General features: G+C 29.7%; 5 protein-coding genes. All 5 read left to right on the forward strand.

The window, feature by feature from the left end; translation table 11 throughout:
• Positions 1–504 precede the first annotated feature (504 nt).
• The 5 genes from EDL80_RS00370 to EDL80_RS00390 all read left to right on the forward strand — a co-directional run bounded on the left by EDL80_RS00370 (position 505) and on the right by EDL80_RS00390 (position 16055).
• Positions 505–1722: a pyruvate dehydrogenase complex dihydrolipoamide acetyltransferase gene (locus EDL80_RS00370; RefSeq protein ID WP_158406242.1), complete on the forward strand. Its 1218-nt coding sequence runs from the start codon at positions 505–507 to the stop codon at positions 1720–1722.
• A 1257-nt stretch (positions 1723–2979) separates the two neighbouring features.
• Positions 2980–4680 (forward strand): hypothetical protein, encoded by a 1701-nt coding sequence (locus tag EDL80_RS00375; RefSeq protein ID WP_158406243.1) that lies wholly within the window; start codon positions 2980–2982, stop codon positions 4678–4680.
• Positions 4681–5565: 885 nt separating this feature from the next.
• The gene (locus tag EDL80_RS00380) at positions 5566–7518 is read left to right on the forward strand and encodes a DUF3514 domain-containing protein (protein WP_158406244.1); all 1953 of its coding nucleotides are present in this window, start codon (positions 5566–5568) and stop codon (positions 7516–7518) included.
• Positions 7519–8223: 705 nt separating this feature from the next.
• Positions 8224–9792, forward strand: coding sequence for a DUF3514 domain-containing protein (locus EDL80_RS00385; protein ID WP_158406245.1), 1569 nt, complete (start codon positions 8224–8226; stop codon positions 9790–9792).
• Positions 9793–12119: 2327 nt separating this feature from the next.
• Positions 12120–16055, forward strand: a complete 3936-nt coding sequence (locus EDL80_RS00390) for a DUF3514 domain-containing protein (protein ID WP_158406246.1) — start codon at positions 12120–12122, stop codon at positions 16053–16055.
• The last annotated feature ends 36 nt before the right edge of the window (positions 16056–16091 follow it).

Raw genomic sequence — 16091 nt, forward strand, 5'->3', positions numbered from 1 at the left:
GTAGAAAAGAGTTATGGATATACGTTTAGCTAAAAAAAGAGATAATAATTTATGCAAAATATGTATCTTTAATTGCTAATTATACTGGGTGAGTAGAGGTGATATTCTCTACTATATTAAAGTGTACTGATAATGATAAAAAATAAATTATCAGATATGTATTAAAAGTAAATTTGCTATAGGTCTATTTGTAAAATAGGTAAAAAAAACATTATTGCTATGACAATATTTAAGAGATAGTGTAGTTAAAACTTATGTGGTAATTGTGTTTTATAAATAATTTTTGATAGATTAAAATTAAAAATTATGCCATGTAAAGATTTATATTGAGTGTGATTGTAAGTGTTCATTTAGATTGTTTCCTTGTATGTTATGTTCTGTTAAATATCCACGTTTCCTTGATTAATTAATTTAATATGTTGTATACGAAGTCGCCTATAATTGGATTGACAATGCATATCTAATACTGTAATCACTTGTATAAGTATTTTTTGTTTTTTAGTTATGTTTATCGAAGTATTAATGCCTGCACTTTCTCCCACTATGACTAGTGGAATTATAAGGAAATGGTATAAATCAGAAGGTGAAGAAGTAAAATCAGGTGATATTATTGCTGATATAGAAACTGACAAGGCTGTAATGGAATTCGAATATACTGATGAAGATGGAATCCTAGGACAGATTATTGTTGCGGAAGGCAGTAAAAATGTTTCGGTGAATCAATTAATAGCATTGATTGTTACAGATAAGTTGGACTTAGAAAACATTAATTCATATGTCCCAAACAGTATTGTATCTAAAACTGAAAAAGAACCAATACAATTAGAAGCTAAAGAGCAAAGTGTAAATAATGTAGTAAATACATCTGAATCTCAACGGATTAAAATTAGCCCATTGGCAAAAAAAATCGCTTCAGATCTTGCTATTGATATAGGTTTAATTAAGGGTACAGGTCCTTATGGGAGGATTATTAAAGCAGATGTTTTAGATGTTGTGAATAAACAAAAAGATGGTTCTATTGTTCCTATCGTTAGTGGGAAAAATTCTGTTATTGAAGTTAGTAGTATGAGAAAAGTAATAGCAGAACGTTTGGTTTATTCGAAACAAACGGTACCACATTTTTATGTTTCGGTGGATTGTACAGTAGATAATCTATTGAAGATTAGGCAAGAAATTAATACTGAAAATCTTGATACTAAGGTGACCATAAATGATTTTGTGATTAAAGCTGTTGCAATGAGCATTAACAAATTTCCTGAAGTTAATGTTTCATGGGGCGAAAATGATAAAATTATTGTATATTCTAGCATAGATGTTTCAGTTGCTGTATCGGTTGATGATGGTTTAATTACTCCTATTATTAAAAATGCAAATAAGAAATCTCTATTAGAAATTTCAAATGAAATCAAGGTATTGGCTAATAAGGCTAAATCTGGAAAGCTTAAACCTGAAGAATTTCAGGGCGGAGGTTTTACTATCTCCAATCTTGGTATGTTTGGTATTAAGGAATTTAGTGCGATTATTAATCCTCCACAATCCTGTATAATGGCAGTTGGATGTTCTGATAAAAGAGCAGTGGTTGTTAATGATCAGGTGTGTATTTCAAGTATTATGACAGTTACATTATCTGTGGATCATAGGGTAATTGATGGTGTATTAGCGGCAAAGTTTTTAAACTGTTTTAAATCCTATATGGAAAAACCTTATTTAATATTAGTATAACTAAGGACAAGAAGTATTAGTTTATCTGTAATTTAATTTGAATATGTTTTTAATATTGTAGGTTAATCTCATTATAGTGACCGTAATTTTTCTATAGGTGTGCAGAACAGTTATTACGTGTATATATTGTATACGTAGTCATTCTTGTTTATGAAGTAGTTATGCTAACTTTATATAGTATGTTAACAAAACATAAGCATGTGAGAGTACTGGCCTTAATTATAGATTTATAATCTTTTTTGATATTAAGATAAATATTCTGTGTACAGCTTGCATTTGAAATGTAAGTAATAGTAGAACAAATATAAATTCTGTAGAGAAACGTGATATTAAAAACAATAAAAAGACAGAAAGCATTCCAGTTATTCGTAAATAATAAGTCTATAACCTGTAAATATGTTTTTAAAATAAATTGTATAAGCTCATTGTTTATGAGGGATATAATATGTAGTTTGTGTATTGTATGATAAAAAAGTTATATTGAAAATATTATGTTTGTAGTTACGAAGAGTAAGCTAGATGACAGGACTGTGTAATATTTACGTTTTACCAAGCAATATATGTAATAACTATAAATTTCATGTGATCTATGAGTAATATGATTGTTATACATGTAATCTAATGGTTTATATGACTTAAAGGTATATTGTTGCAAAAGTATACATGGACGTGTGTATATTTATTTAATACGCATGTTACGTATAGTAGGATATTGTAAGTTCAAAATAACTGTTAAAATAGTGATATAACGGATGAATAATATATAAAAGAAATGTAAGTAGGATAAATAAACTTTATTTGTGGTGTATATAAAATTCTAGATCTACTTAGTAAATAAAGTAAGTATGTAATATTGACTAGAAAAGTTGTTGTTTGGTTGAAGCTACATATTCTGTGTTTTTATTTAGATATATCATATCTTTTGAATGTATATAACTTAATATGGGTATTAATTATTGTTTTTTCAGTACATCAAATATATAATTTAGGTTCATTCAAGAAAATAATATTTCTGTATCTTAGTAAGAAAGGTATATGTTGTTTAAGTGTGTGGAATGAACAAAATCATTAGCTATGTAGTGTATTTAAATTGTTATTGCATTTCTCTAGAATGGAAAAGCAATACTTTATTTGACAAAAATTTAAAAAAATAACATTATTTCGTAATTTTTTATGTTATCATATGTAAAAATTAATAATATCTTATAATTTTTTGATATTATAAATTTGTTATAAATGTATTAATAGGTATTTGATATGTTCCCTGGATTAATGAACAGTTCAGATGAGGAAGAGCAACCGAAGGAATCATCTGACAGTGATGGAAAAAGTAAAAAGCCAAAAGGTAAAATAAGTGTAGTAGGTGTATATGATAACTTGAGTGAAGGTACTCGAAGAAGTGATGGGTTACCTCAGATAACCCAAGCAGAAACATCATCAGGTCAAGCTGAAGGTTATACTACAGGTATTAAAAGTTCTGGTGCTGAAGAAAATATGCCCAGGTGCCGACTTAAAGGTATGTATTTAGCTCAAGGTGCTAGACCAAAAGTTAAAAGACGTGTATCTGTTTCTTCGCAAAAACAAGATAATATTGGTAATATACCGGCTAAAGCAAGTCAAAGAACACAAGAGAAGTTAGGTGACAGGGAAGAGCTAACTACAAGAAGTGCTGTTGATGATCACTTCTTATTAGGTAGTAGACTTATGCGTCTGTATTTAGCAGAAGATGCAAGGTCGGAAATAATAAACAAGAAAAGTGGTGTTGCTACAGAAGAAATTGAAAATCAGGGTGCTGTTTCTTCTAATGTTAGAGATCTACATGTAGATTGTGATGTAGTTGCAGATGGTTTTATTTCTAGATTTAGAGAATGCATGAGTACTGAAGATGTTGAAAGTGATGGCAGTATGGATGGGTCTGTTTATGCAACATATTTTAGTATGTTTAAACGTGTAAGGCATGCTCATGTAGGATTTATATGGGATGTAGCGAGAAGAATATTTACTCCTGTTAAGAATGGTAATTATACAATCAAACCTGACGTAATGAGAATGTTCTCACTAGTTACTAACGATCCTGATTTCATGATATGTGTACTCAAATTAGAACTTATGACTCAGTTAGCTTTTGCACTAGATTTTGATGAATTAGCTAGGTCTTTGATCTGTTGTAGAGGCGATTGTTTATCTTTATATGCATTTGAGCAAATGTTTAAGAGTGTAATAGATATTATATGCAATGCTCCAAGGTCTAAGCTTGTTGTTTCGAAATTATATGATATATTTATGTCTTACAAAGATAGTACAGTTGTTAATTCGGGATCAGCGAGTAGTCATGGTCCATTTTACTATTCTAACTTAATTTTTCTGTTAGCTGGGCTGGTATTTGTAAGGCGTCATAAGTTGTGTGATAGTACTCGTATCCATATTATAAATCTTGCACTGGTATCTTGTTATTACAGACTTGGTGTTATGTACCATTGTTTAGCGGGGTATCGTAAATTTGGTAATAATACTCCTGAGCAACAAGCAGCGCTAAATGATCTTTTCTCACAAAACCGACGTAGTAGTGTTAGACAAAGATGTATGGATGTATGTCTTAATATGTCATATATGTATTATATTAACCCGAAAGTGGAAGATGATGTTATCTATATATGTAATGTAGCGTTTCCACGTAGGTTAATGAGTATGTGTTCTAAAACAATTATGGAGTACTTTATTAATCAGATTGCTCATCAAGATAGACTGAGTTTTTCTTATGTAATATTAAATATGGCGTATAATATTACTCATGATATGTCTACAGAAGCTTTGTTAGAAATAGGGGAAGATGTTGTACGGTTTACACCACTACTTGTAGGATCGCTCCTAGATATTGATTTTCATATGCCTGACCGACGTAGTGAAGAGACACAAATATGCTATAGTCAAAGTCAAAACCTGAGATATAGTAGATGATGATAATGAATCATAAAAATGTTTATATGTAATGGAAATATCTAGGATATCTTACAGTTTATTTTTGAGATATGCCTTATAGTAATTTTGTTACATGTTGGATCATTCTGATATCAGTATATTTTTGGTATTTGTGAGTTCTGTTTTTAGACTATGTAGTAAAAAATAGTAAAATTATGATATGAAAAATTTATGGTCATCGTGATATGATGTTTAATGCAGGATTTTATTTATTGGTAAATTATCAATAGATTCGTATTGTCTGTATTTAATTGCATGGTAGGTACGATGCCTACCATGTGTGTTAGTTAACATATATACGTATGCATAATTTTGCTATGAAAATATGGTGTTTTTTACTCAGTGCAATAGTTGATTTAATGTATCTTGTTTGGATGATGATTTACTGTAAATGAATTGCATGTTGTTAGATAAGGTAAGTAATTATCTAAAGTTAATTATATTTTTGTGCTGAGTAAATAAGCTGAATGTATAAGGTGTTAACCAACCCTTGTATATAGGTATTATTAGAGCTTAAGTTAATGTATATGGGGTTATATAATAAATTGGTAGATTGCTTTATTATATTAATAGTTCTTTTTAAAGAATCATTATGTGACATTGTATAATATGTAGTTTTTTTATTGCAAGGATGCAGAAGTCGTACATACATAACTTATGTTTGTGTGATTCTCGTGGTATATTTTAAAAGCTATTTCAATTTTGAATATTTTAGAACTAAGGTTTTCTATTTATATAACATAAGTTATAAAGTTTAATATATAGGTTATATTATTTACAATTAATTTATTATTTGATAAAAAATTAATAAAATCTATTATTTAATTATGCTATATTTACTAAAAATTTGTTAATAGGTTTTATATGTTACCTAGATTGATTGATGATTCAAATAATAAGAAGAAAATCCAACAGTTGTCTGATAATCAAAAAAAAGGGGACAAATCGTATAAGAGGGAAACCAAAGTTGGATCATGTGATGCTACTGGTGTAACGCCTGAAGAAAAAGATATGCAATTTAGGATGACTGAAAAGAAAACGAAGTCAGGTATGCAAGCAAGAGGTTTTCATACTGGTAGTGTGTATAGAGATAATGCAGGGACTTCTAGTAGTGAGGATAGTATTTCTAGTAAGGAGGTAACAGCATCTATGGATAGCATGGGACTAGGTGGTTTATTTGAAAATGTTTATGTACAACAGGCTGCTATTTCCAGAAGGGAATGTCTAAAGCAAGACGTGTGTGTAGAAATGCCAGAGTTTTTTAGGATGCAGTCAGATCTTTCAATTAAAAACTCTGTTTCAAATGGCACTTCTTCTAAAGTTGGAAGTACCCAAATTGATGAGAAGTTGAGGTACGGGTTAAATGAACAGACTGTATCAAATGTACTTTACCAAGTAGACCCGGAGTTAAGTATGGGAGTAGCTGGGTTACATATTGATTATTCAGATAGAAACAATATCACTGTTGCTGAGAGTGAAAAGACGCCTCATATTGATATGATGGAGTTGAAAAAATCTATAGATGCAATTATTCCAACTATTACAGAAAATATGTATTTAAAACAAGGTGCTAGGCCGAAAACAAGACGACGGAGAGGTGCTAAGGTACCGAAATCTAACAAAAATACAAAATTGGTATCACCTAGTATATGTCATGAGAATATTGGTATGGATAATGCATTATGTAATAGTGTATATATGAATTATAGGTTAGGTCGGCCACAAATGTTAATGGCTGTTTCTGATGAAAATGTAAATTATCCTTTTAAGGATGCTGTCAGAGAATTTGATATTTTTATAAATGATCCTTTAGCAAACTTAAGAAAAATGCACATTATGTATCTATGTAATTTAGTAAAATTGTTGTTTTATGCTCTCGAAAATGGTTGTTATGTTATTAGACCTGATATTCGGGAAAATATATTAAGTTTTACTAAGCGATTTGACCTTTTTTGTAATATATTGAAACTAGAAGTTTTGACCCAAATAGCTCTCATATTGGGTTGTGATAAGTTACATAAAATACTTGTATTTCAGGGAAGTACATTTTTAGAGTTAGAAATATTTCATATGTTGTTTGATGCAGTTGCTGATGTTATGTATACTAATTCAACATGTTTAACAAAGTGTTATGTATTATTACAGAATATTTGTCAGTATTATACTAATATTATAACCCAGCAAGACTATGTTGCAAGTCCTAAGAGACTTCAGGTATATGCCGATTTAATATTATTGTTGGGTGATTTGATATTTGCAAAGAGAACTAAACAGTGTAATAAGGCAATTATTCATTCGGTAAATTTAATGTTAGTCTGTTGTAGTATAAGGTTGGCAACTCTATATTATGATGTAGAATTGTGTTATAGCTTTGAAAAGATAGATCTACATATGCAAAATATGCTGAGCTTTCTTGCATTTAGATATAGTAAAAACTTCTTGAGTCAGAAGTTAGTTAAATTGCTTCGTAATTTTATGTATATGTATGATGTAAGTGAAAAAAGTGAACTTGTGTTGATGTGTAATATATTATTTCCGCGTAAGTTACTCAGTTTATGTGCTGATAATGTAGAAGAGTATATTAAAAAATGTAATGCTTATGATACAATGAGTTGGCTAACTATTTTTGTAGATGCTGCTTATTATCTTGGTAGATCTGATGTTAGGTCTATTGTAAGGATTCAGCGTGATATAGAAATATATGAACAGGTACTTACACATATGCATACGAAATTGATACCTTATAATAAAAGTATGCAACAAGATAATAAGAAGCAGAGTGAGAGAGAATATATTTCACATGGGTATGGTAGATAGATCTATGTATGTCTATGTTATATAATACTATTAAGAATATGTATTAAACTTACTTATATAATTTAGTACTTTTTTTATTCAAATGGTTGATTGTATTAGTAGATGTTGAAATGTAGAATTATATGTAAATCGCTATCAACTGAATATAGTTATAATAAATTAATAATGTTATAGGGTTAAATATATAACTAATGGTATAGGTATTACTTGGTTATTATATTTGTACAATTGAGTGTGGAGTTCTGTATCAATAATCATAAAATGGATTTGTAATTATTTTAATATTAAATTTTCTTGTGTTATGAAATGAATTGTATTTTTACGTAATCCGTAGAATTGGTTGCAATTTTAATACGTGTAGTTTTTAGTCTGAATATTGTGTGAAAATTAGAACAAGTTTATAAATTTTTTATACTTATGAAGTGGAAATTAGTGTTTTTTCTTTTTTAAAAATGGTTGTTTAAAAAAATAAGTACTAGTTTTGTCATATAAATATAACATTTTGTACATTACTTATACTAATAAACAGTAATCCTGTTGTAGCTAGTTTTTTTGTCAGAGTTATAAAGTTAAATATGAGTTTTTAAGTAACAAATATATAATTTCTTATCTAAAAGTGTTGAAATTTTAATTTAATTAATTTCTTATTTGTAGTAATATATTGTATTTTTATACAACTTATATAAATTACTAATAGGTTTTAATATGTTGTCTGGGTTTAATAGTGACTTTGATAGGAAAGAAAAAGATCAGCAATTATTCAACTGTGAGGAAAAGGAAGATAAGTTGCTTGATGAAGTGAAAAGTATGGAGGAGTGTAATGATTTAAATACAGTAGTTGAAGTAGATGATAGAGAAAAGTCTGCAACAGAGGTACAAAAGTTGGTTTCAGGAATTTCTGAATTAAATGTTAGTGATATGGTTCCTGTTAATGTTGTAGGGAGTAGATTAGATAATTTAAGTATCGGAGAGGAAACTTATACAGATTTAGTGCATTCGGATGTTTCTCTTAACGATATGTATTTAAGACAAGGTGCTAAACCGAAAGGTAGGCATACTAGTATTTATCAAATACCGAGATTTAATAGAAATGTATATTTGATACAAAGTGCTCAACAAAGAAAAAATAAGCATACTAGTATTTATCAAATACCACGATTTAATAGAAAGGTAGTGTCAGGTATATCGAGTGAACAACCTGTTTCACAGAAACTTTTACAACCTTATCATGAAGAAATGCAAACGGTAATATCTCAGAGACCTGTAATATTAGAGCAAAAGTTATATAAAAGATGTCGTGACCATCGAAAATATCAGGATAAAAAATTACATAAAAATACTTGTAGTGTAGAATTTATCAGGCAACGATACACTCAATTAGCATATGTCTGTTATATAACAAGAAATGTATTTTGTATAGATGAGGCTCATAAATATACTATAAATGACAGTCTTCGTGACTTATTACGTGTTACTCCACAACATGAATTAGTGATACATCTTGTCAAGTTAAACTTATTGTCACAATTTGCTGCAGTATTAGGCTTTTATTATTTTAGTAGGTTTGTCCTATATAATTATGAGCTGCAGTATTTGGATGTTTATGCTCTGGATAATATATTGGTTAATATAATTGACATTGTAAATCGTGATGACAGACTTGATAGTTGTCGTAATTATTTAACATCTACTCTAGAATGTTATGCCGATTGGAAAGTTTTTGAAGTACATACAGCTTATTCTTCTAAGAGTATAGGATTTTATGTTGCAGTGTTGCAATTGTTAAGGCATCTGATCTATGTTAGGCAAGAGGTTCAATGTACTGTTAATCGTCAGTTAACTAATGATATTGTAGATTTTGTTATAATCAATTGTTGTATTCAGATTGGTATTTGCTATCATAATGTTATTAAATTTGATGATATAGTATTTGATGAAAGTGGGAGTGAAAAGTTTTTGGTACTTTTATCTGAAATATCTTATATATTTTTAAATTTATATGATATACCTCAACGTTTTAGGAGTACCCCGAAAGATGTATGTGGTATAAGTTTCTCGTCTGCATTACTTAATGTTTGTTCTCAAGATATTAAGCGAGTTATCACTAGTAAGGTATCAGCTAGTGAAGTTAAATTGCAAATTATATGCAAAAGCATTGTTGATAATGTTTGTGAGTTAGGTACTATGAAAGTTTTACAGGATATTTATGTTCACATGTTACAATATGACAAACAAGTAACAGCAAATTCCCAGCGTCAGTGTTTAACAAGATAAGAGAGAGTTTGTGTATATATAAAAGTATTGGTATAGTGATTAACCTAACTTGCTGTATATCTGTCTTTTATGCTTACAAAACCTGGTTTCATGTATGAGAATGCAGCATACAATTCCATAAAAAATTATTCATAAGAAATAGGTCGATTTTTTGATCTATATTATACTTGAACAACATTATATATGAAGAAAGGTCAAGTATTGCTACCTTAATGATTTGTATACCTGTTACATAGCTATTGTTTGTAAGCGATAAAACAAAAATAAAAATGTATAAAAATACAATTTGATTACTAATGAGGAAATATTTAATAAAACATAACAATATGTATTTGTGCCATAGAGTAATAATAGCTTTATTGCTTTGAATGTGATGGTATATGATATTTCGAATAGTAGTGTGTCAGTTTATTATTGTATAGTTTGGTTATATGATTACTATTTACCTTTAGATAATAGATAAATTTCTGTATATATATTAGTGTATAAAGTATTCAATAATTGACGTATAAAAACATGTAATACTTTGGTATAGGTAAGAAAATAAGTTGGTGCTGATATGTAAAATATTATTATGGTGTGTTTGAGTGAGTGTTTTTGTATTGGTGATTTCTATAGGCTAGTAAAAGATATAAAAGTATTAGTGGGGTAGTACTTAATAGATTAACGTACAAGAATATATCATTCTTTGTAGGTAAGAAAATAAGTTGGTGCTGATATGTAAAATATTATTATGTGTGGTTTGAGTGAGTGTTTTTTGTATTGGTAATTTCTATAGGCTAGTAAAAGATATAAAAGTATTAGTGGGGTAGTACTTAATAGATTAACGTACAAGAATATATCATTCTTTTAAGTAAGGAAAGAAGTTGGTACTCATATGTAAATATTAATTGTGTATATTTGAGTAAGTGTTTTTGTATTGGTAATTTCTATAGGTTAGTAAGAGATATAAAAGTGTTAATGGGGTAGTACTTAATAGATTAACGTAAAAGAATATATCATTCTTTGTAGGTAAGAAAATAAGTTGGTGCTGATATGTAAAATATTATTATGGTGTGTTTGAGTGAGTGTTTTTGTATTGGTAATTTCTGTAGGCTAGTGAGAGATTAAAAATATATAATAGACTAATACTACTAAGAAATTAGCATGTGAGCACTGCAACAATCTTAAATATGTGAAGGGGTTAGTGCATATAATTATGTATGCTTAAATTAATGTTCTGATGTTGGTAATTTCTATGAGTTAATGATAGATAAAGAAATATAGTAAGATAATTTTATGTAGGCTTGATAATTTGGTTGCTACATTAAAAATTATGTAAATAGCTTCTTTTACCTAATTAAAAATAGTTAGTTGAATTTAACAAAATTATGTAATAAGTCTGATTAAAAAGGTTGTATGTTATACAGTTGATATATAATTATTGTATAGATGAAGAACTGAGATATGTATTATACTAGCAATTTGTAGAGTATAGTGGGTTATATAACACTAATAATAACGCATAGTAATGTGCCCATAATACTTAATTTAAGTATTTGTATGATGAATTATTGATAAATAATTTTGCTTTATCCTGTACGTAGGTATAGAATTTTTATTAAGTAGTGAATTATAGACTATTGTTGAGATTAAAAATGTTTTGAATTAATCGTTATTAAAGTTCAATCGTATTGTATAGTAGAGTAATATTCGTAATATTTATATCTTGATCAAGGTTAAAGTCTTAATTAGATGTGTTTATAATAGTATTCTCATAGGTGTAATAAAAGAATATAAACTTCATATGTACAAATAGTTGTTGTGAGACGATAGAGATTATCAGGAGATAATTGTATATTGATGGTGTGGTTTTAATATTAGATAATCATATAAATTAATTAAATAACATGTTTGATTAAACTTTATTAAAAAAAATATCACCGGATAGTTCGGCATAAAATGTTTTTATTATATAATGTATATAAAATAAGTAGTAATTCTGATTAAAATATTATAATATGTTTATTGATTGTCAATAAGCTGTTATGTCTATGTTATAGCCTTGGGTAGTATTTTTTAGACTACTGTAGGTTTAGGATATTTTCACTGATTGTTGAGTGTTTTAAGAGTATTACCTGTATTTGGATTACCCATGTTGTGGATATATTGTACTTTTTAGAATTAAGAGTTTGTTATATGAGTATGAGTCTTATATAACAGAAAAGAAACTGTTATCAAGGACAATATTTATATTTTATAGCAATATTGCTTTATAAGTATCCCGAAAATCGGACTAATCTATGCTGTTATTATGGAAATTGTATGTATGTTAAATAAGGTTGAATATGTTTGGGATAGTAGTAAGTATTGCAAGTGTTGTTGTTGTATCGACGACACTATTAGGGGTAGTAAGTAGTACTGTGAAAAATGAGAAAGGTGAAGATGATGAATCTGTTAGAAAAAAATCTGATAAAAAATCACAATATAAGAATAGGGCAAGTCGCATATTTACTAGATTAGTAGGTAGTGAGAAGTTTGCAAAAGAAGATCTACAACATAAAACTGATGCAACAGAAGAGTTACCTACTAAGTTTGTTGAGTTAAGTATTCAAAGTTCAAATGTGCAGCAAGAAATATATCCTATAAGTAAAAAAACTTCTGTATTGAGTAGTAAAAAGCAAGGTACAGAATCAAAAAGAATATCTAAGAAGGAAAGTTTGGCTGTGTGTGCTGATGCGACTGATGCACAAAATAGTCGACCTGTGCATTCTTATGAATCAAGAAGATCAAATATAAGAGGTAAAGAACACTATGCAAAATTAGGTGCAAGATCGAAAAAAGTAAGGTTTAAGGAAGACGTAGAATATCGAGATATATATCAATCAGCAGGACCTGACTCTGAGAGTGAATATAGTGTTAAGAATATTAAAGATGTTGATACCATAACTGATGCACAAGATAGTCGACCTGTGGATTCTTATAAATCAAGAAGATCAAATGTTACAGATAAAGAACTTTATGCAAAATTAGGTGCAAGACCGAAAAAGGTGAGGTTTAAGGAAGATGTAGAATATCGAGATATATATCAATCAGAAGGACCTGACCCTGAGGGTGAATATGGTGTTAAGAATATTAAAGATGTTGATGCCATAACTGATGCACAAGATAGTCGACCTGTGGATTCTTATAAATCAAGAAGATCAAATGTTACAGATAAAGAACTTTATGCAAAATTAGGTGCAAGATCGAAGAAGGTAAGGTTTAAGGAAGACGTAGAATATCGAGATGTATATCAATCAGAAGGACCTGACTCTGAGGGTGAATATGGTGTTAAGAATATTAAAGATGTTGATGCCATAACTGATGCACAAGATAGTCGACCTGTGCATTCTTATGAATCAAGAAGATCAAATATAAGAGGTAAAGAACACTATGCAAAATTAGGTGCAAGATCGGAAAAGGTAAGGTTTAAGGAAGACGTAGAATATCGAGATATATATCAATCAGAAGGACCTGACCCTGAGGGTGAATATGGTGTTAAGAATATTAAAGATGTTGATGCCATAACTGATGCACAAGATAGTCGACCTGTGGATTCTTATAAATCAAGAAGATCAAATGTTACAGATAAAGAACTTTATGCAAAATTAGGTGCAAGACCGAAAAAGGTGAGGTTTAAGGAAGACGTAGAATATCGAGATATATATCAATCAGAAGGATCTGATTCTAAAGGTGAATATAGTGTTAAGAATATTAAAGATGTTGATGCTATAACTGATGCACAAGATAGTCGACCTGTGGATTCTTATAAATCAAGAGGATCAGGTGTAGAAAGTAAAGAGCTTTATTTAGGATTAAGTACAAAGCCAAAAGAGGTAGAATTTAAAGAAAACATAGAACATCAAAATGTATGCAGGTCAAAAGAGTCTGATGCTGAAGGTGAGTTTAATATTCCAAATGTTGAATGTGAAAGACCATTGTGTTTGGAAACTGAAGAAAGTATTGGTTCTTCTACTGGTCAAACATCGAATATTTCATATTATACTGTTTTACAACATAAGGGATTTGTGTCTGATGAAGTCAAACCAGGTCTTATGCCTATACCCAGTGCTTGTTCTGTGAAATCTCAAACAGATCCAGTAATGTCTGAAGATATAGGATTAATGTACCTATATAGTAAACTAAGTGTCAGTCGAAAATCTGTATTGGGTATTCATTCTGTAGAGCCTAGTGCAGTTCCAATGGTACCTAAAAGTGTGTGTGAAGAACATATTATTAATAAAACTGATGGTATACAAGATCCTGTTCCAAGCGTCCATTTTACACAACCTCAAATAGATCAGATGACGTCTCTAGGCATAGGTGGGATACCTGTTGCTAATATATCAGGTAATGTTCAAGATCCTGTTCCAAGCGTCCATTTTACGCAACCTCAAATGGATCAGATGACGTCTCTAGGCATAGGTGGAATACCTGTTGCTAATATATCAGGTAATGTTCAAGATCCTGTTCCAAATGTCTATTTTATACAACCTCAAATGGATCAGATGACGTCTCTAGGCATAGGTGGAATATCTGTTGCCAATATATCAAGTAATGTTCAATATCCTGTTCCAAATGTCTATTTTACACAACCTCAAATGGATCAGATGACGTCTCTAGGCATAGGTGGGATACCTGTTGCTAATATATCAGGTAATGTTCAATATCCTGTTCCAAATGTCTATTTTACACAACCTCAAATGGATCAGATGACGTCTCTAGGCATAGGTGGAATACCTGTTGCTAATATATCAAGTAATGTTCAAGATCCTCTTCCAAATGTCTATTTTACACAACCTCAAATGGATCAGATGACGTCTCTAGGCATAGGTGGGATATCTGTTGCCAATATATCAGGTAATGTTCAATATCCTGTTCCAAATGTCTATTTTACACAACCTCAAATGGATCAGATGACGTCTCTAGGCATAGGTGGGATACCTGTTGCTAATATATCAGGTAATGTTCAAGATCCTGTTCCAAATGTCTATTTTACACAACCTCAAATGGATCAGATGGCATCTCTAGGCATAGGTGGGATACCTGTTGCTAATATATCAAGTAATGTTCAAGATCCTGTTCCAGATGTTCGTTCTATACCATCTAAAGCGAATCATGTTATATCTGAAGGTACTACTGGATCTATACAAAATTTTTCTGGGAATATTTCTTTAAAATATGTGGAGATATTAAAAAAATTACATTTTTCGTTTTGTCGACACCTATTGCATGAGATATTGATATTATCCGATCAAGGTAGAATTTTTGTTAGTAGTCATGTTGATAAGATTATAGAACGTGTTACAAAAAAGGTACCAGTTGCTCGTTTTGTACTGAAAGCTAGTGTGTTAATGCAATGTGGGATTATTGCCTCTAAAAGTTGTGCAATGTGTAGGTTTTTTACAAGTGCAAGAATGATCCTTAAAGGATATGTATTTTCTCAATTGTTAGAACAATTGGTTAATATGATTGAAATTAAATCAAATAGTATATGTTATTATCAGTTTCGTCTTGGTCTAAGTTACTACTATTATAAATTGCCTAAATTACGTGCTAAACATGTGCCACCATCTAATTTGTTCTATGATGTACTTGATGTATTATATAATGTTGTGTTTGATAGATTGACAAGAATACATAATAAAATAGAGCTTGAAATTTTGGATCAAGTTATTTTCGGTTGTACTTTTGCGCTAGGATCAATGTACTATTCTATCATGTTTCCTGGTTTAGATTATGTGAGTGATAATGCATGTATAAAGTTACTATCTAAGGCAGAGTTTAGTAGGCTGGTTGGGCGTTCTCAAGTATGTACTGATATTGATTTAGGATATATGTGTTATCATATATGGATATCCATGTTTCATATGTATGATGGTGAATCAATAGGTATTGTACCATATAGTATTATTCCGTTGCTTTCTAAACCTGGCATTGACCGAATATTTTCATATTATAATGCAGGTCAATTAAATTTTAATATGTTTGTTGAAGATATTGTTGTTCAAGTAATCAAAGCTGTTGATCATCCAAATTTTATTATAGTGACTGAAGATATTGCTAAGTATTATAGAGGGTGCAATCAGGCAAATAATCAGAATGTACGGGCTCATGATGATAAGAATGCTAGTAAAGATACAAGTTGTGATGAAGAACATAAATCTGATAGTGATGAGCAATGTGATGGTATAACTGTACAAAGTGTGTTACAACAAAATAGTCAAGATATATGTAAGTAAACAAAAATCATATAAAGATTTTAATTATTGTATAAC

This window comes from Ehrlichia ruminantium, from assembly GCF_009728835.1.
GTDB lineage: Bacteria > Pseudomonadota > Alphaproteobacteria > Rickettsiales > Anaplasmataceae > Ehrlichia > Ehrlichia ruminantium_B.